The sequence below is a fragment of the Acinetobacter sp. NIPH 2699 genome (assembly GCF_022549355.1).
Lineage (GTDB): Bacteria > Pseudomonadota > Gammaproteobacteria > Pseudomonadales > Moraxellaceae > Acinetobacter.
Genome location: NZ_JAKZGL010000012.1, coordinates 1 through 26,419, shown reverse-complemented (window position 1 = coordinate 26,419; position 26,419 = coordinate 1). Strand labels below are relative to the sequence as shown.

25 protein-coding genes are annotated in these 26,419 nt (G+C 41.4%); 5 read left to right on the top strand and 20 right to left on the bottom strand.

Features of this window, described 5'->3' with window-relative positions; all coding sequences use genetic code 11:
• From uraH to MMP72_RS11710, 15 genes are all read right to left on the bottom strand, one after another.
• Positions 1–336, bottom strand: coding sequence for a hydroxyisourate hydrolase (uraH, locus tag MMP72_RS11780; protein WP_241317496.1), 336 nt, complete (start codon positions 334–336; stop codon positions 1–3).
• Positions 336–836, bottom strand: coding sequence for a 2-oxo-4-hydroxy-4-carboxy-5-ureidoimidazoline decarboxylase (gene uraD, locus MMP72_RS11775; protein ID WP_241317494.1), 501 nt, complete (start codon positions 834–836; stop codon positions 336–338). Before uraD ends, uraH begins: the two co-directional genes overlap by 1 nt.
• A 168-nt stretch (positions 837–1,004) precedes the next feature.
• Positions 1,005–3,428, bottom strand: coding sequence for a glucose/quinate/shikimate family membrane-bound PQQ-dependent dehydrogenase (locus MMP72_RS11770; protein ID WP_241317492.1), 2,424 nt, complete (start codon positions 3,426–3,428; stop codon positions 1,005–1,007).
• A 16-nt stretch (positions 3,429–3,444) separates the two neighbouring features.
• Positions 3,445–4,773, bottom strand: coding sequence for a carbohydrate porin (locus MMP72_RS11765; RefSeq protein WP_241317489.1), 1,329 nt, complete (start codon positions 4,771–4,773; stop codon positions 3,445–3,447).
• A gap of 61 nt (positions 4,774–4,834) precedes the next feature.
• The gene (locus tag MMP72_RS11760; RefSeq protein WP_241317487.1) at positions 4,835–6,295 is read right to left on the bottom strand and encodes a NosD domain-containing protein; all 1,461 of its coding nucleotides are present in this window, start codon (positions 6,293–6,295) and stop codon (positions 4,835–4,837) included.
• Between the two features lie 19 nt (positions 6,296–6,314).
• Entirely contained in the window at positions 6,315–7,154 is an 840-nt protein-coding gene (gene aroD / locus MMP72_RS11755; RefSeq protein WP_241317485.1) for a type I 3-dehydroquinate dehydratase, read from the bottom strand.
• Positions 7,155–7,215: 61 nt separating this feature from the next.
• A complete protein-coding gene (gene pcaG / locus MMP72_RS11750; protein ID WP_241317482.1) occupies positions 7,216–7,845 on the bottom strand; it encodes a protocatechuate 3,4-dioxygenase subunit alpha in 630 nt (209 codons plus the stop codon).
• 13 nt (positions 7,846–7,858) lie between these two features.
• Positions 7,859–8,584, bottom strand: a complete 726-nt coding sequence (pcaH, locus tag MMP72_RS11745) for a protocatechuate 3,4-dioxygenase subunit beta (protein ID WP_241317481.1) — start codon at positions 8,582–8,584, stop codon at positions 7,859–7,861.
• A gap of 10 nt (positions 8,585–8,594) precedes the next feature.
• A complete protein-coding gene (pcaC, locus tag MMP72_RS11740) occupies positions 8,595–9,008 on the bottom strand; it encodes a 4-carboxymuconolactone decarboxylase (protein ID WP_241317480.1) in 414 nt (137 codons plus the stop codon).
• A gap of 26 nt (positions 9,009–9,034) precedes the next feature.
• Positions 9,035–10,387 (bottom strand): MFS transporter, encoded by a 1,353-nt coding sequence (locus MMP72_RS11735; protein ID WP_241317479.1) that lies wholly within the window; start codon positions 10,385–10,387, stop codon positions 9,035–9,037.
• A gap of 42 nt (positions 10,388–10,429) precedes the next feature.
• The gene (gene pcaD, locus MMP72_RS11730) at positions 10,430–11,215 is read right to left on the bottom strand and encodes a 3-oxoadipate enol-lactonase (protein WP_241317478.1); all 786 of its coding nucleotides are present in this window, start codon (positions 11,213–11,215) and stop codon (positions 10,430–10,432) included.
• Positions 11,212–12,567 carry a 3-carboxy-cis,cis-muconate cycloisomerase gene (locus tag MMP72_RS11725; RefSeq protein ID WP_241317477.1) on the bottom strand — a complete coding sequence of 452 codons (1,356 nt, stop codon included), beginning with the start codon at positions 12,565–12,567 and terminating at the stop codon, positions 11,212–11,214. The genes pcaD and MMP72_RS11725 overlap by 4 nt, the downstream gene beginning before the upstream one ends.
• Positions 12,568–12,575: 8 nt before the next feature.
• On the bottom strand, positions 12,576–13,784 hold the full coding sequence (pcaF, locus tag MMP72_RS11720) for a 3-oxoadipyl-CoA thiolase (protein ID WP_241317476.1): 1,209 nt from the start codon (positions 13,782–13,784) through the stop codon (positions 12,576–12,578).
• 216 nt (positions 13,785–14,000) lie between these two features.
• Entirely contained in the window at positions 14,001–14,654 is a 654-nt protein-coding gene (locus MMP72_RS11715) for a 3-oxoacid CoA-transferase subunit B (protein ID WP_241317474.1), read from the bottom strand.
• A 10-nt stretch (positions 14,655–14,664) separates the two neighbouring features.
• Positions 14,665–15,351 (bottom strand): 3-oxoacid CoA-transferase subunit A, encoded by a 687-nt coding sequence (locus MMP72_RS11710; protein WP_241317619.1) that lies wholly within the window; start codon positions 15,349–15,351, stop codon positions 14,665–14,667.
• A 247-nt stretch (positions 15,352–15,598) separates the two neighbouring features.
• Here MMP72_RS11710 and pcaU point away from each other — a divergent pair, with 247 nt between their 5' ends.
• Entirely contained in the window at positions 15,599–16,423 is an 825-nt protein-coding gene (gene pcaU, locus MMP72_RS11705) for an IclR family transcriptional regulator PcaU (RefSeq protein WP_241317472.1), read from the top strand.
• Positions 16,424–16,540: 117 nt separating this feature from the next.
• Here the strand turns inward: pcaU and MMP72_RS11700 are convergent, their stop codons facing one another.
• The 3 genes from MMP72_RS11700 to MMP72_RS11690 all read right to left on the bottom strand — a co-directional run bounded on the left by MMP72_RS11700 (position 16,541) and on the right by MMP72_RS11690 (position 21,744).
• Entirely contained in the window at positions 16,541–19,006 is a 2,466-nt protein-coding gene (locus MMP72_RS11700) for an acyl-CoA dehydrogenase (RefSeq protein WP_241317470.1), read from the bottom strand.
• Positions 19,007–19,663: 657 nt separating this feature from the next.
• Positions 19,664–20,890 carry a zinc metallochaperone GTPase ZigA gene (zigA, locus tag MMP72_RS11695; RefSeq protein WP_241317469.1) on the bottom strand — a complete coding sequence of 409 codons (1,227 nt, stop codon included), beginning with the start codon at positions 20,888–20,890 and terminating at the stop codon, positions 19,664–19,666.
• A 107-nt stretch (positions 20,891–20,997) separates the two neighbouring features.
• A complete protein-coding gene (locus tag MMP72_RS11690; protein ID WP_241317467.1) occupies positions 20,998–21,744 on the bottom strand; it encodes a D-Ala-D-Ala carboxypeptidase family metallohydrolase in 747 nt (248 codons plus the stop codon).
• A gap of 110 nt (positions 21,745–21,854) precedes the next feature.
• Here MMP72_RS11690 and folE2 point away from each other — a divergent pair, with 110 nt between their 5' ends.
• The 4 genes from folE2 to MMP72_RS11670 are packed head-to-tail and all read left to right on the top strand — an operon-like array spanning position 21,855 to position 25,098.
• Entirely contained in the window at positions 21,855–22,757 is a 903-nt protein-coding gene (gene folE2 / locus MMP72_RS11685; protein WP_241317465.1) for a GTP cyclohydrolase FolE2, read from the top strand.
• Positions 22,751–23,170 carry a phosphoribosyl-AMP cyclohydrolase gene (gene hisI / locus MMP72_RS11680; RefSeq protein ID WP_241317463.1) on the top strand — a complete coding sequence of 140 codons (420 nt, stop codon included), beginning with the start codon at positions 22,751–22,753 and terminating at the stop codon, positions 23,168–23,170. Before folE2 ends, hisI begins: the two co-directional genes overlap by 7 nt.
• A 22-nt stretch (positions 23,171–23,192) precedes the next feature.
• A complete protein-coding gene (locus tag MMP72_RS11675) occupies positions 23,193–23,753 on the top strand; it encodes a carbonate dehydratase (RefSeq protein WP_241317461.1) in 561 nt (186 codons plus the stop codon).
• On the top strand, positions 23,743–25,098 hold the full coding sequence (locus MMP72_RS11670; RefSeq protein WP_241317459.1) for a dihydroorotase: 1,356 nt from the start codon (positions 23,743–23,745) through the stop codon (positions 25,096–25,098). The genes MMP72_RS11675 and MMP72_RS11670 overlap by 11 nt, the downstream gene beginning before the upstream one ends.
• A 243-nt stretch (positions 25,099–25,341) precedes the next feature.
• Here the strand turns inward: MMP72_RS11670 and MMP72_RS11665 are convergent, their stop codons facing one another.
• Together MMP72_RS11665 and MMP72_RS11660 are read right to left on the bottom strand one after the other, a co-directional pair.
• A complete protein-coding gene (locus tag MMP72_RS11665; protein ID WP_241317457.1) occupies positions 25,342–25,800 on the bottom strand; it encodes a hypothetical protein in 459 nt (152 codons plus the stop codon).
• A partial coding sequence (locus tag MMP72_RS11660; protein WP_241317455.1) for an RHS repeat-associated core domain-containing protein occupies positions 25,790–26,419 on the bottom strand: 630 nt, incomplete at its 5' end. The genes MMP72_RS11665 and MMP72_RS11660, both read right to left, overlap by 11 nt.

The window sequence follows — 26,419 nt, the reverse complement described above, 5'->3', positions numbered from 1 at the left end:
TTAACTGCCGCGATAGGTGGAATATGAAAATGGACTGATTAATAAAGGCACATGGTAATGTTGCTGAATATCAGCCACCTTAAAATCAATGCACACTCTCGGATAAAAGCTTTCAACCGCTAAAGACTGGAAATATTCAGCGATATTGAAAATAAGTTGATAATCTCCCTCAGTAAGTGAAATGGTCTCAAATGCCTTAACCCGTCCATCAACATCTGTAAATTGTTCATCTCGCAAAACCAAACCATGATCGGTTTGTTGAAATAATTGAACGAGGACACCAACCGCAGGCTGCCCCAGTGATGCATTTAAAATATGTGTACTTATAGCTGCCATTATTGGATCTCCTGTTTTAGACGAATTAGTGCGATTTCACTGAGCTGTTGTTTCACCTCTTGCTGTTCTTGTTCATTGGTATTTTTTAAACGACGATTTAATTCTGCCAGCATCTCAATACCTGAACGCCCTGCTGCACGGATCAGAAAAATATGCCCAAATTTGTGCTCATAGGCTAAATTGCCCTGATATAGCGCTTGCTGGAGCTGAATGTCTGCATCAAGTTGACTTTGTTCTTTTTGGGAAAATTGTCGCTCTTTATTAGATAAAACAATGGCTGCTTTTTTCTCACCAATTCTTGGGTGTTGTGCAAGTGCATTTGAAATTTCAGACCATTGCCAAAATTGGGCTTGTGCCGCTGCTGTTTGATATAACGCATCGGTTGAGGTAAAAGGACGTTGCTGAATGAGGTGTTGAATCCAAGAGCCAATATGAACACACGGCTGCAAGGTGTTCATCGCCTGTTCAACATTGAGTTGATTGAATTGTTCCAAGTCCATATTTGCTCCAATTTATAGCACTGTCTGACTGGTCAGACCAGATGATTTATATGAAGCAATGAATATGCCAATTTATAAAAGAACTTTGGTTAAATATAAAAATTGAAAAATAAAAAACCTGCAATAGATCAACTATTGCAGGTTTGGTTTCTGAATATTTTGAATGATTTAATCTAAACTATATGCAATCACATAGTCACCATGATCAGGAGATTGACGAGCACCGCCAGCAGTAATCATCACATATTGTTTACCTGTTTTAGGTGAAACATAACTGATCGGCGTACCTTGGCTTCCCACAGGCAACCGTGATTTCCATAGTTCTTTACCTGTTGAAGAATCAAGCGCGCGTAAGTAGTAATCTTGCGTTGCAGCGAAGAACACTAAGCCACCTTGTGTCGCCATTGGTCCACCAATGGTAGGCATCCCAATCGGTACTTTCAGCCCCATTTTAATGCCCATTGGTCCAGTATCTTCAACAGTCCCCATTGGCACTTGCCAAGCAATTTGACGTGTTCGCATATCAATTGCAGTCATTGTGCCATAAGGCGGTTTTTGGCATGGAATATTGAACTTCGACCAGAAACGATCTTTATTCACTTTGTATGGTGTTCCTTTCATTGGAACAGCACCCATACCTGTATTCACTTTCTCACCGCCACTTGCTTCAAGTGCCAAATCTTCTGGTGTTTGTTTAATCAACTGAATCCATAAGCCCAACCGCATATCGTTGACAAACAAATATTGATGGCTTGGATCAAAAGCAATACTGCCCCAATTCATTCCACCCAAAGAACCTGGGAAACTTAAAGAAATATCAGTACCCGGTGCGGTAAATAAACCTTCGTAACGCATCGATTTAAAATTGATACGACACATCAGTTGATCAAATGGTGTCGCACCCCACATATCTGATTCAGTTATAGTTTGATTGCCAATTTGTGGCATTTCCACTGAACGTGGTTGAGTCGGACTATATTGCTCATCAGGAATATCAGCCGGTTTAACAGGCTGCTCAGTCACCTTTGTTAACGGTTGACCTGTTAGGCGGTCAAGTACAAAGAACTGACCCGATTTGGTTCCAATAACAACCGCTGGTTTATTTGAACCATCTGGCATTGGGAAATCCACCAAACTTGGTTGCATTGGTAAATCAAAGTCCCATAAATCATTATGAACGGTTTGATACACCCACTTTTCTTTACCTGTGCTCGCATCTAAAGCCAATACGGATGAATTGTATTTATGATCAATAGGTTGGCGATTGCCGCCCCATACATCGACAGATGAACTGCCCATTGGTAAAAATACGGTGTTCATTTGAGGATCATAAGATAATGCAGCCCAAGCATTTGCAGAGCTACGTTTATAAATTTCACCTTCTTTGAGTACATAGTTTGGATCTGGATTACGTGGATCAAAGGCCCAACGTAATTCACCTGTAATGACATCGTATGCACGAATCACACCACCAGGCATATCTGCGGCAAAGTTATCAGCAATACGGCTGCCCACAACCAAGACTGATCCAGCAACAGTTGGCGCAGAGGTGACTTGGAAACGTGGCGCCTTAGTGCCCTCACCCAGTCCTTTATGTAAATCGACTGTACCATCTACACCAAAGTCTTTACACCGCTCACCGGTATCGGCATTCACTGCGATTAAACGACCATCAGGTGTGTTGGTATACACACGACGCAAACATGCTGTATTGGTTGCAACAGGCTGCACAGGCGTAGCGCCTGCTAAAGTTGGCTGTTGTAATGCTTGAGTTGAATCGAAATAAGCAACACCACGACAACGTTCCCAAGCATCTGCTTTAGAGTTGACTTCAGCCTTCCAAATTTGTTTACCAGAATCCGCCTCTAGAGCAAAAATATTGTTATGCGGTGTACATAAAAAGACTTTATTTCCAACCTGCAAAGGTGTCATTTGATCCTCTGCACCATTGCCTGTACCTGTGGTGAAATCACCGGTACGGAAGCGCCATGCTTCTTTCAACTGATGCACATTATCACGAGTGATTTGATCCAATGCGGCAAAACGACTACCACCTGCATCCTGACCATAATGTTGCCAATTGGTCTGGGTCATATCGGCTTTAACAGGCACCAATGGTAATTGTTCCCCAGATGCAGCAACCGTTGGATGGGGTTGAAACATCTGATAAAAGCCAATCAGCATACCAAACACGGTTAACGCACCTAAACCATAAGCAGGCAAATCAGCGCTTGGTTGAAATTGATAACGACGAATCGCTGGCAATGTAAACATCAACGCAGCAAAAATACCTGCTGGGAACATCAGCCTAGAGAATAATGGCCAAAACTCCCAACCCGCATCAAATAAAGACCAAATGATGGTAGCGACAAAAACCAGACTAAATAACCAAACACCGAAGGCTTTTCGCTTAAAAATAAAAAATGAAGATGCGAGGGTCAATAAACCTGAGATCACGAAATACCATGATCCACCCAGTGTCACCAGCTTTGCGCCACCGACTGTAAAGAACAGTCCTGTGAGCAACAAAGCTAGGCCTAAAATAAAACACCATATTTTCAGTATGGTATGTGTACTTGAAGATTCAGACATACGTCATACTCCTATATTAGAAATTCACGCGCATGCTCAAACCAGCAACCCATGCATCATCCACTTCTTTTACGCCCGCAGGTTGATGAATATATTGGAGGTTTGGTCGTAACATAACCGCAGGTGACCATTGATAGGTATAGTTCAGCTCGATATTGAGTTCATCACGCTGAACTGGTACATAATCCGCTGCGAGTGCATCGTATCGGTCGTAACCACGACTGCTATTGGTTGCAATCTGACGATCTTTATATCGATCATTGACTAAATAATTTGCGATACCAAAACCAATCGAATCATTTGGTCGGCTATCCAAAGCACCTTTGTACCAAAGTGCGAGTTGTTGTGTACTTTGTACAGCGGTGGTGTCCTTGTCATTCACAACGGCATTAAAGCTCACGAATAAACCACGTTTTGGGTCATCAGCTTTTTGGGTGAGTTGTTGTTGTGCATTGAGCCAAAAGCTGTGTTTACTATCATGCACTTTATCTGCGATCGCAATGTCATTCGCTTCTGCTGTTGAATAAAGTGCTCCCACTTTATATTCACCGGCTAGACCATTAAAAACAGCAAGTTTAGGTTTCCAAGCCAGTTCTACTGGAATAGTTGCACCTTTAACGTGATCCATATCCAAGTTAAAACCATCACTGTCTTTATCTGTTTTCACATTATCAGGATTCACTTCATACACACCGACACCCAACGTCCACTCAGGTGCAAACTGATACTTCACATTTGCCCCCCACAGACCGACTGGTAGGTTGTACCAAATTGAACCGATTGATTTGCCAAGCTGTCCGCCGCAAAGCAATAGGTTTTGAAATTCACATTGCGAACCATTAAAGTCTTCTGACATGCCCATACGTCCAATCTTGAATTGAACGGTATTGTCCACAAAACCTGTTTTAATCCATGCCTGTGTTAAACGCCAGATTTTGCCTCGACCATAGATTTCTTGGGTGTTCCCTAAAGCACTTGAACGTGGATCTTTAAGTCGTTCTAAAGTCAACGCATTGCCGTCACGCTTGGTGATTAAAATATTGGCGGTGGTGTCTTTCCAGCCTGCAATTTTGTCTAAATCAAAATTTGCACCTAAAGCCAGTTGAGCTGCATTTTTAAAGGTGTTGTTCTCGTTATAACCACCCTCTAAATTGGTCGCACCTTGACTCATGATCGATGCAGTAAATTTATAACCGTCTTGTTCTAGCTGCTGGCGTTGTCCATTCCAATCACCCAACAACCATTGACGATCTTGCGACCATGGCTGATCAGCCATAACATGTGGCGCAGATAGAATAGATAAAGCGAGTAAGCTGGTTTTAAATAAAAATGAATGTTGTCTCATCGAAAAATTCCTTGTCTTTTTTAATGTATGCAGCATCCCCTAAAAGATGCTGCTTTTATTGTTATTTGACTTGCACTGCTGAACTTAGTTCAGAAGTTGCACCTAAATGATCCGTCACATTGGCAGTAACTGAAGCTACTTTAGTCGTCGGTTTCCATGAAACAGTTGCAACCCCCTGTGCATTGGTCACAGCAACAATTGATGCTAAATAAAGTTCTGCTTCATTTGACTGTGCTGATGCGTTTCCAAAAAATTCGATTTGATAACGTTGATTTGGTTGTCCTTTCACCTCAACAGCAATCTGTCCTTTTGATACTGTGAGTTTTGGTGCTTGAATGGCTTGGTTCGGTTGAGCATTGCAACCTTGCTCGTTTGGTTGTTGACAAGTTTTCTGTAAATTTGCAGGATCAATCTTGACCCCATGACCACGGGAACCGACAAAATGCGCGTGCTCAAGCCCAGGGATATCAAAACGAATTGCACCTAAACGTTGATTTGGTACACAGTTTCCACCCGCTTCACAGCGTTTAATGTCCTTGGCATTATTCCAAATTTGATTTTTTGTTAATGTAATACGTGCATTGGCATCTTTTTCAGAACGGATCGCAATACCAATACGATTGCCGTGAATTTTGTTGCTATCTAAAATATTACCATCACCCGTCAGGTTAAATCCTAATGAGTTATTGGTGAGTTCGTTATAAGCAATGTAATTACGCTGACCCCAGTTAATCTGCAAGCCATCTGAATAGTTTTCAAATTTGTTGCCAACCACGGCATTATCATTGCCCCAAAGAATTTCAATTCCTTGTGACGGTTCTGGATTTGCAGACGTCGAAATAAAGTGATTATTGGCAACCAAGTTAAATGCAGCACCACGAGTTAACTCAAGCCCATCGCCATTGTCTTGGAAATAGTTGTCGAGAACTTTGTTGTTATTGGTGGTGGTTGCCGTTGGATTACCTTGACCATCATCACCTGTCAGCATCACGCCAGCACCGCCGTAGTTGTGCATAATGCGGTTATGTTGAATCAAGCTATTGCTGGCGCGATTCATCAAGATACCGATACAGAAATGACGAATTTCTAAACCTTGAATGGTCACGCCATTAATGTCACGTAACACGATACCCGGTAAGGTTGTGGTGCGCACATTGGTTCCGAACTGCCCTTCTACAGCACCCGGACATGCTTCTACACCACGTCCTTTGATATAGTTTGAACCATCAATGGCAATATGTTCACCTGTTTTTGCCCATTGTGTACCAATGATTTTGACAGGTGCTTTAATTTCAGGAAGTGGACTATTGACCTTAATTGCATACGGTGCTTTGCCAACCGCTTGAATCAAAATTTCACTTGCTTCGCTTGGTTTGGTATTGGCTTGTTCAATCGCCCAACGTAGTGAACCCTTTTCGGTATCATCTTGATAGCGGTCTACCACATAGGTTTCAGCTGCTGCTAAACTCGATACCGCTAAACCAATAGCTAAAGTACTTAAACGTAAAGAAATCGATTTCATCTCTATAAATCCTTTTAAATTATTGTGTTGGTTGAACTGTTTTTAATAACTGTTTGAGTTCAGTCACATCAATTTGACCCGGTGCAGATGCTTCACCAATCATGCCAAAGCTGAAACTGCCTCCCATATTCGCAGTTGCAATACGTGAAATCGTACCCAATTTGCCCATCGACATCGTCAATAGCGGTTTCTTCGATTGTTGACTGACCTTTAAAGTGGCATTCATCAAGGTGAATACATCTTGTTTGTTTTGTGGCATCACTGCGATTTTTAAAATATCCGCACCAAGCTGATCTTGTTTGAGTAAGCGTTTAACAATTTCATCTTCACTTGGGGTTTTCTGAAAATCATGATTCGACATGACGATCAGGACTTTTTTATGATGCGCTAATTTGATGGTATTTTTAACCACTTGCTGATCTCGGAACATTTCCACATCCAGCATGTCCATGAAAGGTTGTTTCAAATACGCTTGATAGGTTTTGCCATAGTCCGCATCGCTAATGGTGAGTTGTCCACCTTCGTTATGGGTACGAATCGTAGCAATCATGGCTTTATTGCCTAATACCTTTTTTAATTCATGCCCCAAAGCAATCACCTGTTTGGTATCACTAGCAAAATCTAATAAATCAATACGAAACTCAGCCAAGTCAGCATCTTGATTGGCTGCAATGACTTTTGCCTGTGCAATCGCCTGCTCTTTGGTTTTAGCCGTAATCGGTACAATGGTTTTAACGGGTAATTTTGCAAGCTCAGCCAATTCAACTGAATCTGCCGAAGTCACTTGGGCTTGAGTCATTTGAACCGTAAATAACGGGCTGACCAGCAGCATCAACGCTGCCAATGTTTTCATTTTCATCATCATCTTCCTTAATGGATTGCTTGCCTTTCCCAAGGCACAGCAATCATTCTTTATTGGTTTAAATATCAAAAAACACGGTTTCGTCTTCACCTTGAATACGGATATCAAAGCGATATACCACCTCACCATCAACTTCACTGCGTTTGGCAATCAAAGTTTGGCGACGTGTTGCCCATTCAATGCTGTTTAAAACAGGATCATTGGCATTGGCTTCAACGTCATCTTCAAAATAAACACGTGTATGCAAACCAAGATTGATACCGCGTGCAAATACAACAACTGCAATATGCGGTGCTTGTGTTGTACCTTTACGACCTGCAACAGCACCCGGTTTAAGGGTGTTAAAACTCCAAAAACCAGTTTCAAAGTTAGCGCCTGTACGTCCCCAACCTAAAAAGTTTGGATCAGCCGTTTTGCCCTGCGTATCTGCCTGACTTGGGTAAGCACCATTAGCATCTGCTTGCCAGATTTCCAGCAAAACATCTCTTAACGGTAAACCCAGTCCATCAAACACTTGCCCTTCGAGGCGAATACGCTGACCTTGAGTTTTTTCATTCACCAACTGGTTGTTAAAGTTATGTTCAAACACTTCAATATTGGCTTGTTGAGGTAACAAACCAATGTGCACATAAGGACCACCTGTTTGTGAGGCAGTTTCCTTGAGTTCCTGAAAATTCCATGCATTCATTGTGTTACTCCCATTAAGTCAAATCATTTTCAAAATAAGTCGCACGACGACCACGAAGATGAATATCAAAGCGGTAACAACGGCTATCTGATTCAATGAAATTGTTTTTATCTTCCAATGCAATCAAGGCACGACGCTGATCTTCAGATGGAATGGTTTTTAAAATCGGGCAAGAATCAATCAAGGTATCGCCTTCAAAATAGAACTGCGAAATTAGACGTTGTGCCCAACCATCCGCAATCAAAGAAAAATGGATATGCGCTGGACGCCATTCGTTGATACGGTTACGCCAAGGATATGGACCCGGTTTTATGGTACGGAAAATATAGAAGCCATTTTCATCGGTTAAGGTACGTCCACAGCCACCAAAGTTCGGATCCATCGCCCCAATAAACTTGTCATTTGGATGGCGATAACGACCCGATGCATTGGCCTGCCACACTTCCAATAGCGCATTTTTCACAGGACGGCCGAATTGATCACGCACATAACCATGCACAATGATTCGCTCACCCACTGGTAGACCTTCTTTGGCATAGTTCAAAATCAAATCATTGTCTTTCGCGCCAAAAATATTTGGTGAGAAATGTGGTGATGTCACTTCCGTCAATGTTTCATTAATCGCAATCAACGCATTTTTTGGCGAGCGTAATACACTGGTTTTATAGCCGGGTGTATAAGCTGGCGGGTGATCATCAGTATTACGTTGTGGATATGCACCCAAAGTATGATTAAACATGCTCATCTCCTTAATCCTGTGGTTGTGCCGAAACGGGTTGCACCTCGATTCCAAGTTCTTTGAACACTTCTTCTGCCATGTGCATTGCTGCATTTGCGGCTGGCAAGCCTGCGTACAATGAACTATGTAAAATCAGCTCTTTAAGCTCATCCTTGGTGACACCATTGTTAAAACAAGCACGTAAATGCATTCTGAGTTCATCTTCACGTCCCAACGCCAGCAAAATGGCGATGGTGACTAAGCTACGGGTATGACGTGGTAAGCCTTCACGTGACCACACCTCACCCCAAGCAAAACGGCTAATAAAGTTTTGAAAATCTTGGTTAAAGTCATTCAGATTCTCTAGAGAACGCCCGACATGCTTTTCACCCAGTACTTCAGTACGGACTTTCAGCCCTTGTTGATAACGTTGTTCATCATTCATTGACGTTGTCCTGAATTGGAAGAAAATTAGGTTGCATCAGTATGCGCAACAAGAGATTTGACAAAGATCGCCACAGCAGCAGCCGTTGCTGGAATGAACAACATGCTTAAAATCATGGTGAATGACCAATTGTTACCTAGTAAAACTGCGCCGATCCACGCACCAAATACCGCACCAAAACGACCAATCCCTGTCATCCATGCAATACCTGTTGCACGACATTGAGTTGGATAAAAACGCGCACTTAAGGCTGGCATTGCTGACTGCGCACCATTGATGGCAATCCCTGCACAGAGCACTAAAACGGCAAGTAAAGTTGGATTTGCTAGACTTTGACCGACTGCGATGGCAAATAAACCAGCAACGAAATAGAAGCCTGCAATAATTCGATTTGGATTGAAACGATCCATTGCCCAACCAATAAATAAGGCACTGAGCACACCACCGAACTGGAATAGACCACCGATAAATGCAGCACGCTCCATCGTTGCGCCTGTTTCACGCATCAGTGTTGGCAACCAACTGGTGAGTAGATAAATCACCACCAAGCCCATGAAATAGGTTGACCACAATAAAACCGTGCCCTTGGAATATTGTTTAGAGAACAACATCCCGAATACATTTTTCTTTTGTGCGACCGCAGATTGTTCTTCTGGGATATGAAACTCGGTCACGCCTTGAACTTTCGTAGGTGCAATATGGCCTAAGATTTTGCGTACTTTTTCAGGATCTTTACCTTTCACAATCAAATAACGATAAGACTCAGGTAAGAAAAAAATCACCAAGATCATTAAAATCAGTGGTGCCCATCCACCCAATAAAAATAGACTGTGCCATCCAAAAGTTGGGATCAACCAACTACTGATAAAGCCACCTGTTGCCATACCCAAGTTATAGCCACAGAACATACAGGTCACTAATAATGAACGAACGCGATGTGGACAATATTCTGAGAACAGTGTCGTCGCATTCGGCATCGCGGCACCTAGACCAATACCCGTTAAGAAACGTAATAGCACCAAACTATCTAAATTGGTTGCATAGGCAGAAGCCAAAGTAAAACCACCAAAAATCAGCATAGAAATCGTTAAAACAATTTTTCGTCCAAAACGGTCTGCTGTAGGACCTGAGACCAATGCACCAATGATCATGCCACCCAGTGCAGCACTCATTACAGGGCCAAGTTGCGAACGGTCAATGCCCCAATCTTGTGCCAAAGCAGGTGCGATAAAACCCATTGCAGCAGTATCAATCCCATCTACAAATACGATGAGAAAACAGATAATCGCAATCATCCACTGATACTTGCTAATCGGCGCATCATTAATGAGAGCCTGTGCATCCATACTGCTTTTTGGAGCAGCAAATTCCTGTGCCATAGTTGTCTCCTTGTAGGCGAATTCCTTTCTAACCTCTTACGGTTATATTTTTTGAATGAACTTGGACAATGCTTGATTGAATACTTGAGGTTGTTCAATGTTGGACAAATGCGAAGCTGCCAAGATTTCAAGCTGACTGGTTGGAATAAATTGATGCATAAACTCTGCATCTTGAATCGTCGTTACTGGGTCGTACTGACCTGCGATAATTAAAGTTGGGATTTGAATCTGTTGAAGTTGATCTCGAACATCCGCATCTGCTAAAGCTCGACACGCATGGGCATAACCCTGTGCAGGTGTCAGCGCTAAACTTTGTATGGTTTTTTGCGCCAACACATCATGTGCATAATCAAAATACGCACTAAACCATCGTGTATGCGTAGTTTTAACAAGTTCTGCCACACCTTGCTGCTCTACACTATCAGCACGAGCATTCCAGCCCTCTGCTGTCCAGATTTTCGCAGCTGAGTTTGCAACCGTAATACTATGCAAACGCTCTGAATACTGAATCGCTAATTCAAGTGCCGTAATTCCGCCCATGGAAATACCACAAAAATGTGCTTTTTCAATCTTGAGTGCATCCAAGATATCAATCACGTCTTCAGCGAGGTTTTGCAATGTACTGATGGCAATTACACTGCTCGCCCCATGACCACGGGTATCGTAAGTCACAATTTGATAATGCTCTGCCAATGCAAGTACTTGTGCTTGCCACATGCCATGATCTGTTCCAAGCGAATTAGAAAACATGATCACTGGTGCATCTTTTAGACCCTGTACTTGCACAGCAAGTTGATGTCCTTGACGATTATTGATATTGATCATCATTGTGACTCTCCTTGAGCAGCTTGCAGTACCGCATCAATTTGTGCCTGAATATTGCCGAGGTATGACTCAGATTGAAAAAGCGCATCCAAAGCTTGTGCTGAAAAATGGGCTTTTACTTCATCGAGGTTGGATAAAACGTTTTTCAAATGGAGCTGTTGTGCGACAGCTTGCTGACACGCTTGCTCAACCAAATGATGAGCATTTAAACGACCAATCTTGGCGGCAAGCGCCATCATCACCGCTTCTGCCATGATCAAACCCTGAGTACATTCAAGATTACGTTGCATTGCATCTGCATTGACTTGCATATGTTCCAGTACATCGCTAGTACGCTCTAATGCACCCGCACATAACTGAAAAATTTCTGGAATGGCTAACCATTCCGCATGCCAAGCACCTAAAGCACGTTCATGTTCTTGCACCATGCTTTGATAAACACTTGCCATAAGTGCAGGCACACGATTTGCTGCTGCCAGAATAGAGGCTGCTGCGACAGGATTACGTTTATGCGGCATCGTAGATGAACCACCACGGCCTTTTGCTGTCGGTTCAAACACTTCAGCAATTTCAGTTTGCATAAGCAAAGACCAATCCCGTGCCATCTTTCCCACATTACCCACGATCATGGCAAGCACACTGGCAATCTCAACCATACGATCACGCTCACCATGCCAAGTACATTCAGGCATAGTCAGGTTGAGTTCAGCAGCAAAAGCCTTAACTACGGCTGAACCTTGATCTTGTAGTGATGCCAATGAACCTGCTGCACCACCCAGTTGAGCGGTTAAAACACGACTTTTCATAGTTTGTAGACGATCAAGATCACGTTTCAATGCGGCTGCATAACGTGCAAACTTATGTCCTAATGTAGTCGGCAAAGCTTGTTGTAACCATGTACGGCCAATCATCACTTGATCACGGTAACGTTCAGCTTGCTGTAGTGAAATTTGGTAAGCAGATTGAAGTTGTTTTTCAATCAATGCTAAAGCATCACGACACTGCAAAATCGTTGCCGTATCAATGATGTCCTGACTGGTTGCGCCCCAATGTACATAGCGAGATGCTTCTTCATCTTGCTGTTTCACAATCGCGGTGAATTGCTTGACAAAGGGAATCGCAATATTTCCAGCCAAACCTGTCGCAATCGCTAAAGCATCAAAATCAATTTTTGCTAAAGCATCTTGCCCAACTTGTTCGATGATCGTTGCAGCATGACAAGGAATGACATTCACCTGAGCCTGAGCTTTTGCCAAAGCCACTTCGGCTTGAATCATATAATTCAATAAAGCGCGGTCACTAAAAATCGCAGTGGCATCAGACTGATAAAATAAGCTGGCATATAACTGGCTCATGGTTCACCTCACTCAACACGCTGAATAATCAAGGCAATACCCTGACCAACACCGATACACATTGAACATAAAGCATATTGCCCTTGAATCTGCTCAAGCTGATTCAGTGCTGTTGTGACCAGTCTGGCTCCCGATGCACCGAGTGGATGGCCCAAGGCAATCGCACCACCATTCGGATTGATACGTGCATCATCATCGGCTAAACCTAAATCACGGTTTACTGCCAATGCCTGAGCCGCAAAGGCTTCATTTAACTCAATCACATCCATCTGATCTAAAGTCAGATTGGCTTGTTTGAGTAATTTCTTGATCGCTGGTGCTGGCGCAAATCCCATAATCCGTGGTTCAACACCCACTGTGGTTGCTGCAATAATCTTGGCACGTGGTTTCAGTTGATATTGCTCAACCGCTTGATCTGACGCGATCAGCAAAGCTGCTGCACCATCATTAATCCCTGAGGCATTGCCTGCTGTAACCGTACCATCGGCTTTCACCACTCCTTTGAGCTTGGTCAATGCTTCCAACGTAGTCGATGCACGTGGATGTTCATCGGTATCAATCACAACGGCATCACCTTTACGTTGAGGGATGCTGACTGGCACAATCTCTTGTCTAAAAAAGCCTTTGGCTTGCGCTGCTGCGGTACGTTGTTGGCTGTTCAGGGCAAACTGGTCTTGATCGCTACGATTGATATTGAATTGTTCTGCCACGTTCTCTGCGGTTTGTGGCATGGTGTCTACACCATATAATTCTTTCAGTTTTGGATTGATAAAGCGCCACCCCATGGTGGTATCTTCAATCTTCTGACTACGACCAAAGGCACTGTCCGATTTACCCATCACATAGGGTGCACGGCTCATGCTTTCCACACCACCTGCAATCACTAGATTTGCTTCACCAGCTTTAATGGCACGAGCCGCCATGGCAATCGCATCAAGCGAAGAACCACATAGACGGTTCACTGTGGTGGCGGGTACTTGATACGGTAAACCTGCCAGTAATGCTGACATACGACCGACATTACGATTATCTTCACCCGCTTGGTTGGCACAGCCATAGATCACATCATCAACTTGTTGCCAATCGACTGTTGGATTACGTTGCATCAATGCCTGAAGTGGAACAGCTCCTAAGTCATCTGCACGTACTGGTGCCAGACCACCGGCATAACGACCAAATGGGGTACGGATGGCATCTACAATATAAGCATTTTTCATTTTAAATATTTTCCTTCAATCCATGTCTGGCTTAATTCGACTCAATTTCACTCTAAGTATTTCGCGGCAGCGACATGGATGTCGCCCGTTGGACTGTGGTATATGGATATACCATCAGCCCAACAAAGATTTTTGTTACTTTTCATCTTTGAAAAGTAAGATGTCGCCTATACAAAAAGCTTTTGAACATTGTCATCATTTGCGGCAGTGCTGGTTTTATCCCTGTGTCGCATCAATCAATTGAGCACCTGTCAAAGCCTGTAATTCGTCAAAGCAGAGACCATCTACCTTTTCAATCACTTTTAAACCATCTGGTGTTACGTCAATCACGCACAGATCAGTGTAGATACGATCGACACAATGCTTGCCTGTCACGGGATAGGTCAATTCTTCAACAATCTTGGGTTCACCCTGTTTGGTGACGTGATCGGTAGTGATAAATACTTTCTTGGCACCCACAGCTAAATCCATGGCACCGCCCACCGCTGGAATCGCATCGGCTGCACCCGTGTGCCAGTTGGCCAGATCACCATTGGCCGCCACTTGAAATGCACCCAGTACTGCAATATCTAAATGACCACCACGCATCATGGCAAAGGAATCACCATGATGGAAAAAGCTACCACCTGTGAGCATGGTGACGTATTCCTTACCTGCATTGATCAGTTCAGAGTCTTCCTCACCTTTGGCTGGTGCTGGACCAAAAGCCAATAAACCATTTTCAGAATGCAGGAATACATCCTTATCCGCAGGTAGATAGTTTGAAATCTTGGTCGGTAAGCCAATGCCTAAGTTGACATAAGCACCATCAGGAATATCTTGTGCCACACGTGCTGCAATTTGGTCACGGCTGAGTTTTTGATAGCTCATGTTGTTCTCCTTACTGCGCAGCAATCGGTGAAGTCGCTTCAACTTCAACCACGTGCTGTACAAAAATCCCTTGTGTAATGATATGTTCAGGATCAAGTTCACCCAGTTCGACCACTTCAGAGACTTGAGCAATGGTGACATCGGCTGCCATGGCCATGATTGGACCAAAGTTACGTGCAGATTTACGATAAATTAGATTGCCCCAACGATCGCCTTTATAAGCTTTGATTAGGGCAAAGTCGGCTTTGATCGGAGATTCAAGCACGTAGTCTTTACCATCAATATGGCGGGTTTCTTTACCCTCAGCCAGTAATGTGCCAAAACCTGTTGGAGTGAAAACCGCACCTAAACCCATACCCGCAGCTTGAATACGACAAGCGAGATTGCCTTGTGGCACCAGTTCCAGTTCAATCTTGCCTGCATGATAGAGTTCATCAAACACCCATGAATCAGATTGACGTGGGAAAGAACAGATGATTTTACGCACGGCACCTGTTTTTAACAGTTTAGCCAGACCATAATCGCCATTGCCTGCATTGTTATTGACGATGACGAGGTCTTTGACGCCAAGTTCAATCAATCCATCGATCAGTTCAGCGGGTTGACCTGCGGTGCCAAAACCGCCAATCATGATGGTAGAACCATCTTTAATTTGGGACAGTGCTTCAGTTAATGAGGTTGAACTTTTATCAATCATCTGACTACTTCCTGTACTATGAGCCACTCAATTTTCATCCTGAAAACCGACGAAATTAAGCTGAGTGTTTTGTTCGGATTTCTTATATTCATTCTTGATGAGTTTTTCTCTAACTTCTACGCTTAGAATCCTATTTTGTTCGATTATTATTTTTTAAGTTCGATGATCGAACAAAATCCAAGTAAATGAATCATATTTCAATTAGAATAAATTTTAGACAATGGATTTCGAAATAGGTACTTTAATTATGGGAAATGATCAAAACAAAACTGTTCGGCTCATTCATCATACTGAAAATAAAAAAACTATTCGGCATGAGGACTATATTGCAGGTATCGCCAAAGGCTTAAGTATTTTGGAATGTTTTGGACCTGAACGACATCGTTTAAATATGAGTACCGCAGCGGAAAAAACAGGCATGACACGTGCCGCTGCTCGTCGTCATCTATTGACTTTGGAATACTTAGGCTATTTAGAGTTTGATGGTCATTACTATTATTTAACCCCTAAAATTCTTAAATTTTCAGGTGCATATTTAGATGGTTCTCCTTTACCAAAGATTTGCCAGCCTTTATTAAATCTATTGACCAATCAGACTTCATTAATTTATTCGGTTATGGTTTTAGATGGTTATGAAGCCATTACCATTGCCCGTAGTGCTGCACACCAACAAACCGACCGTGTTAATCCTTATGGCCTACATTTAGGCAATCGCCTCCCCGCACATGCCACTTCGGCAGGTAAAATCCTACTTGCACATCTTGATTTAGAGCAACAGAAACAATGGTTAGAAAAATATCCTCTCAAACGATTGACCAAATATACGCATACCAATAGTGAGGATTTTTTAGCCCTATTACATGAAATTAAAGAGCAAGATTGGTGTTACTCCTGCGAAGAACATGAGCTTGGCGTACATGCAGTTGCTGTACCGATCTATGATTCAAATGCGACTGTCGTGGCAGCTCTGAATATCGTATCGCCCACTATGCGGACAACCAAAGACTACTTAATCACTCATATTTTACCTTTATTGCTAGAAACCTCACGTGATTTACGGCATGTCATCTAAGCCTGAATTTACTGTCCTGATTGCTACTGAATCTGACAGCGGGAAAAATGTGTTACCCATTTGATCAATAAAAAAGCGAGCCATTCATCACTCGCTTTTCTACACTTCCATCTTGAATTAACTTTTCAAATGAGGATTCTCTGGTTGCAGATCATGTTCTAAATGCTCATCAAAAATATCTGTCAACATGCTGTCATAGCGTTTTGCATTGTATTGCAAAAGCTTTTCAGCTTCGCTTGAGTCAATAAATCCAACGGAAACCGCATCTGCAATTCGTTCTTCAAAAGTAAGCCCTTTAAACTGATCTTTAGATTCAGCTTTTTTAAACTTATTCCACAACGGTTGCATACTAAGCAGCATTTGGAATGTTGACTCCATTCGTCCCATAACATCATCTTCCTCAGTCGTGTAATAAACATGTTTTTTCAATTCTTCTCGGAACGCATGTTCCTGTAAAAGTAATTGAGCAACTTCTTGTTTAAGCTGATCCGAAGGTTGTGAGATCGGACGTCCAAATGGGAAACAAACAAGTTTCACCAACTGAGCTGCGATCTTGACAGGAAAATTCTCGTAAAATCCGAAAAATGCTTCTTGTGCATTATATAACGCCTTATTTAATGCCAATTCAGCATGCTTCTGTTCTGCATCTGTCCTTTGACCATTTTGGTAGTATTTTAAAATGGCTGTAGCAATAAATAAATGCGAATGAATATCAGCTAAGCGACCTGAAAGCATTTCTTTACGCTTTAAATCACCAGCCAAGATACCAAGTGCCATATCGGCTGTTAATGCAAAATCCGTACTCATACGATTGATGATGCTGTAATAGGGTTTTGAGAAATCATCAGATTGCTGAGAGCCCTGACTTGATCCACCTGTAAGACCAAATGCGACTGCTTTCGCTGCGCGGTTGAACGTATAAGCAAGGTGTTTAAATAACAACGGATTAAATTGTTTTAATGCCGATACTTTATCTTCCGATTGTAGAAGTTGTAATTCTTCGAATAAATATGGATGACATCGCATCGAACCTTGACCAAAAATCATCAATGATCGCGTCAAAATATTGGCACCTTCAACCGTAATCGCAACTGGAATTGATTGATAAGTCAACGCTAGAAAATTACGCGGTCCGAGTTGAATTGCACGACCACCTACGACATCCATACCATGATTAATGACTTTTCTCATGGCTTCAGTGGCATAGTACTTTGCCATCGCAGTCATGACTGCTGGTGTCCCACCTTGGTTCAAACCACAGGTCACTAAATATCGGAATGACTCCAGCATATAGGCGTCACTGGCGATATCGCTGGTGGCTTCTTGTACCCCTTCGAACTGCCCAACAGAAATTTTAAACTGTTGACGAACACTGGCAAAAGCACCCACCAGAAGATAGCTCATTTCACCCGCAGCCGTTGCCAAAGCAGGCAGTGAAATACCTCGACCGACCCCAAGGCATTCCATCAACATACGCCAGCCTTTGCCCGCATTTTTCGGACCACCAATAATCCAGTCAATCGGAATAAAAACATCGGTTCCTTCAACAGTACCATTCATAAATGGCGCACCAGGATTATGCCTTGCCCCAATTTTTATGCCCTCATGGCTCGCAGGAATTAAGGCACAGGTAATACCATATTCAAGCTTACTTTTATCCCCTAACAAGCCTTCAGGATCATGGAGTTTAAAGGCTAAACCGATCACGGTTGCAATTGGCGCAAGGGTAATCCAGCGCTTAGAAAAATTCATTTTCAGACCAAGCACTTCTTGTCCTTGATATGTACCATGACACACCACACCTGTATCTGGAATCGCGCCCGCATCCGAACCCGCTTCTGGACTGGTTAAACCAAAACAAGGAACTTCAGTGCCATTTGCTAAACCCGGCAAATAGCGTTGTTTCTGTGCTTCAGTTCCATAGTGCAGCAATAATTCACCGGGCCCCAGTGAGTTTGGAACCATACAACTCACGGCAGCAGTTAAGGAACGCGAAGCAATTTTGCTCATAATTCGGCTTTGCGCAAAAGGTGAGAATTCTTTCCCCCCAAATGACTTTGGAATAATTAAGCCTAAAAAACCTTTGTCTTTGACGAATTGCCAAACCTCTGGTGGCAAATCTTTATCTTGGTGATGAATTTTCCATTCATCCAGCATCGAACACAATTGTTGTACTTCATTGTCTATAAATGATTGTTCTTCTACTGAAAGCTGAGGATAAGGATAGTTATCAAATTTTTCCCAGTCGGGAGCACCCATGAATAATTCTTTTTCCCACCAGCTTGTACCCGCTTCTAAGGCCTCTCTTTCTGTGCTGCTCATACTTGGCATCGCTTTAGAAAGGATATTGAAAGCAGGTCGACTAATCAGTGCTTCACGTAAGGGAGGAATGAGTAAAATCACACTCATTAGGATGATGGGTAAGCCCGCCAATAAACTCCATGGCGTGATAAAAACACTACATAGAATAGCGACGAGGATAGACAGAATACTACCGATTGTTCGATTGAGTTCGAAATAAAATACAGCCCACAGTATAACAAACTGAATCAACAAGCTAAGCAATATCAATAATAGCGTCATGGTTGCTCCTTTGCATTGAACTTGAACTGAGAAAAATGAAGCCTAAGTCATTAAATTTATGCTTGAATTTAGTCTTTGCTTAATAAAAATAGTGAATATTTATTGTACAGAGAGTTTGTTTATTTTCCTTATAAACTACCAAACATTACATAATCCTTGCAAAACAAAACTTAAATAAAATAGCAATTATTTTAATAGGTATTAAATGTAATCGAATCTATCCGTATATTCAGTTACAACATCGGTAACAAATCAAAGGTGACTTATATAAAACCAACATCCTTATTATTAATTCATCAAAAATATCATACACTTACTTCTTAAAATATTATAAAAGTTATTTTAAACTGATAATACCTCATACTTCCTGTATCAACAAAATCCATCATTGAAATGTTTAGACCCTTTCTAAACATTCAGGCAAGAATTAAAGCTTTGTCCCTGACTCATCTCCTCATCTAAATAACAAAAATTTAAAAAAGCGAGAACGCTCTATTTTTATAATAGACTGCTTTCATAAATCCCCTTGCGAAACTTCAATTGTTCCTCATTCTCCCTATGGGAGAAATACAAAGTGGGTGTCAATCATTATGAAAGAAGTCTAATAGGTTCATTTAGAAAGTTCTAGCGATCATTCAGTGATAAACAGTCATGGTGCTATTTATTAACGATTAAGTCATTCCATTCAACAAACGGATTCTCGAATTTCTCCCATTCTTTCGCACCCAGCGCCATTTCATCATCAGTTAATAAACAGGCATCAAATTGATCTATTAAATTTAATTCATCCATTTCCATGCCAATCAAAACAATTTCCTGACGCGCATCACCGGTTAACTCATCCCAGCTTTTTTCAATAGCATCACGACTTGCTTGATCTTCAGGCCAATGCTCATCAGCTACAGCCGCCCACCAATACCCCGCTACACCATGTCGCGCCATTGCACCTGCCTGAGACCAAGTGCCTGCATATTCAGGATGAGATGCAAGCCAAAAAAAGCCTTTTGAGCGAATCACACCTGTCCATTCTGAATTTACAAAATCAAAAAACCGCTGTGGATGAAATGGTCTTCTAGCACGATAAACAAAGCTACGAATACCATATTCTTCTGTTTCTGGCGTATGCTCACCTCTAAGTTCTTTTAACCAACCCGGTGCCTGTGCCGCTTCATTGAAATCAAACAAATGTGTATCCAATATCCGATCCAAATTCACCTGACCAAACTCGGAAATTTCAATTTTTGCTCTAGGATTCAGTGAATGTAAAATGCCAAATAACTGTTCTTTTTCTTCAGCATTAATTAAATCCACTTTATTGAGTACAATCACATCACAAAATTCAATTTGGTCAATTAACAGATCAACCACATTACGTTCATCTTGTTCACCCAGTGATTCGCCACGTGCTTGTAAACTATCGAGCGAGCTATAATCTTTCAGGAAATTATAAGCATCCACCACTGTGACCATGGTATCTAGGCGAGCAAACTCACTCAAAGAAATGCCATTTTCATCTTCAAAGGTAAAAGTTTCAGCAACAGGTAATGGCTCAGAAATCCCTGTAGATTCAATCACCAACTGATCAAAGCGCTGATCCTCTGCCAAACGTCGTACTTCGATCAGCAAATCTTCTCGTAAGGTACAGCAGATACAGCCATTACTCATCTCCACCAGCTTTTCATCTGTGCGAGACAGCTCCGCCCCGCCTTCACGAACCAAAGCGGCATCGATATTGACCTCAGACATATCATTCACGATCACAGCGATTTTTCGCCCTTCACGATTGTTCAAGATATGATTGAGTAAAGTGGTTTTACCTGCACCCAAAAAACCTGATAATACGGTAACAGGCAGTTTGGTTGGAGTGGCTAAAGAATGATTCATTGGCTTTCTCACTATATTTCATGGTGACTGTTCAATGGCTTGCTGTCACATCAAACACATTGAGCTAAAGTTTCTAAAGATAGGAATTTGTGCTCATTTTTTGGCATTCATTGCTGCTGCAACGAAGTGATCAAATTGGAGGCTAAAGAATCTTTGATACAGGGCGATGAGCTATAACGATGATCGACACCCCATGTCCGATATCCCGATGCATCAATATGGATTTGTCCTGATGCGTAAACACCCAAGCCCATATTCAGTGCTTCGCCTTGATCGCGCCAAAACTGACAAAGTTTGGCTTTTACGTGCTCGATATTTATTTGTTCAATAGGATCTGGATTTTCACTGCCAATACGGAAATCTAAAGCAGCATTAAAGACATGTTTTGATGCTCCCGCTCCGCCAGCACACTGATTTAAATGATAGTTTCGGTATACGGATGTCACCGTGAACTGATCAATCAGCTTTTGTTCTATAAATTGATTCAGAATATTTAAAGTTGGAACAATGTTAGGCCATAGCTCTCTTGGTGGAACTTCGTATTCAGCATCATTGCATTTTTGCCAATCTCTAGCTGTCTGAAAAAACTCAAAATCTGGAACACGAGTAGACAAACCCTGTTGCTGTAAATAACCTTTATATGCCTGAATCTGTTGCTGATGATCAGGCATGCTCGCCCAAACTGAATATGTAACGGGCACATTTTTTTCTTTATGAGCAATAATTTTATTGCTTTTGGGGATATCAGAATAATTCCGATCATTCACTGAATGGATTTGTTTCGTTGGCTGTACCTTACTCTGGCTGCATGCTGCTAGACAGATACTCAATCCAATTAAATAGATTTTATTCATTTCGATTTGCCATGTTCACTCAGAGAATTTTCCGTTCAGATCAAACTTGCCGATCTATATTGTTATGTTATAACATAACAATATACATTTCAACTTTCTCTATTTCTCAAATGACGCTTTCTCTTCCTGATATTTCTTCCGAATCGACTCCTCTGACATCTTCTCGCTATAGTCTGGATTGGGTCGGTATGGAAAACATCGCTCTACCAGTACGTATCGAAAACACCTTATGTCAAAGCCAAATCAATGCGTATGTCAGTTTGGATGATCCTTTAGCCAAAGGCATTCACATGTCGCGTTTGTATACCCGACTTTTAGAATTGACCAGCATCAAAAATCTCAGCCTATTTGATATCAAACACGTTTTAAAAGACTTTCTAGAAAGCCACAAAGGTTTATCAACACATGCCAAAATCGAGATTCACAGTGAGCTTTATATCGAAAGAGCCGCATTGATTAGTCACTTATCAGGTTGGAAAAGTTATCCGTTTGTGCTGTCATGCCAACTTTTACAAGATCAATTCGAAGCAAAGCTAAAAGTTGAAATTCCCTATTCTTCGACTTGTCCTTGTTCCGCAGCACTATCTAGAAATATTATTCAACAACGATTTCTAACCGCATTGGCTCATCAAGAAATCAGTTTAGATCAACAACAAATCGTAGACTGGCTCAATACCACGGATGCAATCGCAGCAACACCACATAGTCAAAGAAGCTTTGCCATTCTCCATTTTAAATTAGATCAAAATATTAAACTGATTCCTTTAATTCTATTTATTAATCAAGCTGAACAGTCACTGATGACACCCGTGCAAACCGCAGTAAAACGGATTGATGAACAAGCATTTGCTGTCGCCAATGGTCAGAACCTCATGTTTTGCGAGGATGCGTTAAGACGTTTATATGGCACATTTCTACAGCATAAAAATATCAAAGGCTTCAACTTCAAGGTCATTCATGCCGAAAGCTTACATGCACATGACGCAGTCGCTCAGGGATCATGGCAATGGTAGAGCTTTCAGTTTTCAAGCAAATGGAACAAGGTGCTTTAGCACAAAAGTTTGATTTCAACAGTGTTTTTGAGCAGATCAAGTGGAATCAAGATGGCCTGATCCCTGCCATCACGCAAGATCACCATACCAAAGATGTACTGATGATGGCTTGGGTCAATGCCGAATCTTTAATCGAAACATTGACAACAAAACAAGTGTGTTACTGGTCACGATCACGCAAATGTTTGTGGCGAAAAGGCGAAAGTTCAGGTCATCGGCAGCATTTAATTGAAGCCAGACTTGATTGTGATGGCGATAGCCTTTTGTTTCTGGTTAATCAAATCGGCCCTGCTTGCCACACCCAACGCCCCAACTGTTTTTATCTTGGTCTGAAAGGTGATCAGGTCGAGATTTTAACCCAACCGATGATTTAACTTTTTTTAAAGTGGTAATTCTATGCTTCGTAAAAATCCATCTGGTCATCTTCCTGTCATTGATCAATCTGCTTATGTCGATCAAACCGCGATTATTTGTGGGAAAGTGATTGTTCATGCCAATGTGTTTATTGGACCCTATGCGGTGATTCGAGCAGATGAAACTGATGAACATGGCGAAATGGAACCGATTATTATCGGCGCAAATTCCAATATTCAAGATGGCGTGGTGATTCACTCCAAAGCTGGTGCAGCAGTGACAATTGGAGAAAACTCATCGATTGCACATCGTTCGATTATTCATGGTCCTTGTGAAATTGGTCGCCATGTTTTTGTAGGTTTTAATAGTGTGCTATTCAACTGCAAAGTGGGCGATCACAGTGCGATTCGACACAATGCGGTAGTCGATGGGCGTGATTTACCTAACCATTTTTATGTGCCTGCAATGAGTTATATCAATCCTAAAACCGATTTAGATCAATATCCTCCTGTTGATGTTTCGATCAGTGAGTTTTCTGAAAGTGTGGTCAGCACCAATATCGAGTTAGTCAAAGGTTATAAGGCGTTGCACAATGAGTTTTAAACAATTTCCCAAGATCATTATTCGCAATGCCAATCTAGTGAGTGAAGATAAACAGTATATTGCAGACGTGCTGATTCAAGATGGACGAATCGAGAAAATCGCCTCTGACATCACAGGTATTTTCAATGCGAAAACCATTGATGCCAATGGTGCTTGGCTGATCCCCGGCATGATTGATGATCAAGTCCATTTTAGAGACCCTGGTTCACCACAAAAAGGGAGTATCGCATCGGAATCTATGGCAGCAACGATTGGTGGCATTACCAGTTATATGGATATGCCCAATACCAATCCCGCGACATTGAACTTAGAAACCTTAGCGCAAAAAAAGCAGATTGCTGCACAACACAGCATGGCCAATTATGCATTTCATTTTGGTGTGAGTTCTGACAATTTAGACACTATTGAACAACTTGATCCAAAATTGGTCAGTGGCGTCAAAGTGTTTATGGGTGCATCAACTGGCAATATGCTAGTCGATGATCCTCAAATCCTTGAACGGTTGTTTGCCAATGTACCGACTATCTTATTGACCCATTGTGAATATACGCCTCGGATTAAAGAACAGGAAAAACTATATTTAGAAAAATATGGCGAAAATATTCCAGCAGCAATGCATCCTGAAATTCGAGATAAACAGGCCTGTTATGAAAGTTCACGACTGGCTGTTTCATTGGCTGAAAAATATGGAACGCAACTGCATGTTTTACATATTACAACTGCCAAAGAACTTTGCTTATTTAAAGACTTACCCTTAAATTTAAAGCATATTTCTGCTGAAGTTTGTATTCATCATCTCAGTTTTGATGATTCTGACTATGCTGCACTTGGACATTTAATTAAATGTAATCCAGCAATCAAAACCCAACAAGATAAAGAAGCGCTGATCAATGCAATATCAAACAGCAACCGTTTGGATATTATTGGGACTGATCATGCACCCCATACTTGGGATGAAAAACATCAATCCTATATGAATGCGCCTTCAGGTCTGCCACTAGTGCAACATGCTCTGTCCGCATTGATGGAACTGGTTGCAGATGAGAAACTCAGTATCGAAACGATGGTACGTAAAACCTCTCATCAAGTCGCAGACCTATTTAAGATCAAAGATCGTGGTTATATTCGTGAGGGATATTGGGCTGATCTCGTTTTACTTAGAGAAAATACGCAACGTATCGCAGTGAAAGATCAGCGAAATTATATGAAGTGCAATTGGAGTCCTTTCCATGATAAAGCTTTCCGTTATGAGGTTGATACCACTATTGTTTCAGGACAACTTGCGTGGCATCAACAACAATTGTTTTTAAGTTGTCGAGGCAAAGCCTTAGAGATTGATCGATAGGAAGGATATTCTATTGAATTCCGAACTTGCCTGCTCTACAACTTTTAGTCCAGTTCTGGTCTGCTCAACGGTGTAAGTATTATATTGCCCCGTTGAAAATAGACCAAATTGAAGTTGAGTTCTTAAAATTAAGAATATCTCATTTCTCTCATCGATCAATACAGGATTGATCCTTTGTAAGTTTTCTACAAAAAAGGAATTATTAGGCTTTCTTAATAGGTAACTAAAATTTAATTTATAAGTTCAATCTATTCCTTTTAATATTCTCCCTAATATTTTAAGATTCTGTAATTCTTCATCTGTATATTTCATTTTCGATAACAGCTCATGATCACTTATAATTTTAATATATTGATCAAAAATATTAATCTTATTTTCTACCAAGAATTCGACAAACTCCCCACCGTTTTCATTTCGATGAAACTCAGTAAAAAATAAAGTTGTATAAAAGATCTTTTTCTGCTCATCACTTAAACCTAACAGAAATTTATCTAAATTATTATAAAACTCACTGTAGGGCTGACTACCACAGAAGATATTCTTGTCAATAAGATTGATTGAGTTAACAATTTGAATATCCTGTGTTAAAACAGCAACCCTATTGTTAAAACTATTAATGCAAGATTTTTTTTCAATTGAGGAACACCCTGCAAATGACAATATTCCAATTATAAATAAGGTTTTTTTGATTTTATTTAACATTCAGCTCCCCCCAATTTGTAACTTCCTTTCTTTTCCAACCAAAATTCATCCAAGTATCTGAACGGCCTCCTTTCCAAACATATTTCTGTTGAGTTTTAGTAGTAGAAATCATTTCATCTAACTTATTCCACTGCTCATTATTTCCAGTAGATTTAACTGTAACGCAACCTAAACTTAACCTTCCAGGATGTAATCGAAATCCACTTCTTTTACCATCAATTGTAAAATCATCAATCCAACCATCATCACCATATAAAGCATACCAGTCTGGATGTCTATCATCAGGCACCAAAAAATATTTCCCATTAGGTAATCCAGTACCATTGGAAGTAAAACCAGCATCACTAATTTGCCCACCAGTATACACGTCTCGAATAATTAACTTAGTGTCTTTCTCAATATCTCTAGCAACAATTATATTTTTATCTTTATAAAAATCTAATACAACATATAATCCCATTGGATCCGTCAATTGATTCGGGTTGCTAACATATTTCATTATATTTAACCCACCCTCCAATCCTATCGGGTCTTTACTCACATATCTTGCACTATGTGGCTCATAATATCGGTAACGGTTATAGTGCAATCCTGTTTCTTGATCGTAATATTGACCTTG

Excerpts from the sequence above, each read along its gene's own strand:
- uraH (WP_241317496.1), bottom strand. The coding sequence starts at position 336 with ATGGCAGCTATAAGTACACATATTTTAAATGCATCACTGGGGCAGCCT.
- uraD (WP_241317494.1), bottom strand. The coding sequence starts at position 836 with ATGGACTTGGAACAATTCAATCAACTCAATGTTGAACAGGCGATGAAC.
- MMP72_RS11770 (WP_241317492.1), bottom strand. The coding sequence starts at position 3,428 with ATGTCTGAATCTTCAAGTACACATACCATACTGAAAATATGGTGTTTT.
- MMP72_RS11765 (WP_241317489.1), bottom strand. The coding sequence starts at position 4,773 with ATGAGACAACATTCATTTTTATTTAAAACCAGCTTACTCGCTTTATCT.
- MMP72_RS11760 (WP_241317487.1), bottom strand. The coding sequence starts at position 6,295 with ATGAAATCGATTTCTTTACGTTTAAGTACTTTAGCTATTGGTTTAGCG.
- aroD (WP_241317485.1), bottom strand. The coding sequence starts at position 7,154 with ATGAAAATGAAAACATTGGCAGCGTTGATGCTGCTGGTCAGCCCGTTA.
- pcaG (WP_241317482.1), bottom strand. The coding sequence starts at position 7,845 with ATGAATGCATGGAATTTTCAGGAACTCAAGGAAACTGCCTCACAAACA.
- pcaH (WP_241317481.1), bottom strand. The coding sequence starts at position 8,584 with ATGTTTAATCATACTTTGGGTGCATATCCACAACGTAATACTGATGAT.
- pcaC (WP_241317480.1), bottom strand. The coding sequence starts at position 9,008 with ATGAATGATGAACAACGTTATCAACAAGGGCTGAAAGTCCGTACTGAA.
- MMP72_RS11735 (WP_241317479.1), bottom strand. The coding sequence starts at position 10,387 with ATGGCACAGGAATTTGCTGCTCCAAAAAGCAGTATGGATGCACAGGCT.
- pcaD (WP_241317478.1), bottom strand. The coding sequence starts at position 11,215 with ATGATGATCAATATCAATAATCGTCAAGGACATCAACTTGCTGTGCAA.
- MMP72_RS11725 (WP_241317477.1), bottom strand. The coding sequence starts at position 12,567 with ATGAGCCAGTTATATGCCAGCTTATTTTATCAGTCTGATGCCACTGCG.
- pcaF (WP_241317476.1), bottom strand. The coding sequence starts at position 13,784 with ATGAAAAATGCTTATATTGTAGATGCCATCCGTACCCCATTTGGTCGT.
- MMP72_RS11715 (WP_241317474.1), bottom strand. The coding sequence starts at position 14,654 with ATGAGCTATCAAAAACTCAGCCGTGACCAAATTGCAGCACGTGTGGCA.
- MMP72_RS11710 (WP_241317619.1), bottom strand. The coding sequence starts at position 15,351 with ATGATTGATAAAAGTTCAACCTCATTAACTGAAGCACTGTCCCAAATT.
- pcaU (WP_241317472.1), top strand. The coding sequence starts at position 15,599 with ATGGGAAATGATCAAAACAAAACTGTTCGGCTCATTCATCATACTGAA.
- MMP72_RS11700 (WP_241317470.1), bottom strand. The coding sequence starts at position 19,006 with ATGACGCTATTATTGATATTGCTTAGCTTGTTGATTCAGTTTGTTATA.
- zigA (WP_241317469.1), bottom strand. The coding sequence starts at position 20,890 with ATGAATCATTCTTTAGCCACTCCAACCAAACTGCCTGTTACCGTATTA.
- MMP72_RS11690 (WP_241317467.1), bottom strand. The coding sequence starts at position 21,744 with ATGAATAAAATCTATTTAATTGGATTGAGTATCTGTCTAGCAGCATGC.
- folE2 (WP_241317465.1), top strand. The coding sequence starts at position 21,855 with ATGACGCTTTCTCTTCCTGATATTTCTTCCGAATCGACTCCTCTGACA.
- hisI (WP_241317463.1), top strand. The coding sequence starts at position 22,751 with ATGGTAGAGCTTTCAGTTTTCAAGCAAATGGAACAAGGTGCTTTAGCA.
- MMP72_RS11675 (WP_241317461.1), top strand. The coding sequence starts at position 23,193 with ATGCTTCGTAAAAATCCATCTGGTCATCTTCCTGTCATTGATCAATCT.
- MMP72_RS11670 (WP_241317459.1), top strand. The coding sequence starts at position 23,743 with ATGAGTTTTAAACAATTTCCCAAGATCATTATTCGCAATGCCAATCTA.
- MMP72_RS11665 (WP_241317457.1), bottom strand. The coding sequence starts at position 25,800 with ATGTTAAATAAAATCAAAAAAACCTTATTTATAATTGGAATATTGTCA.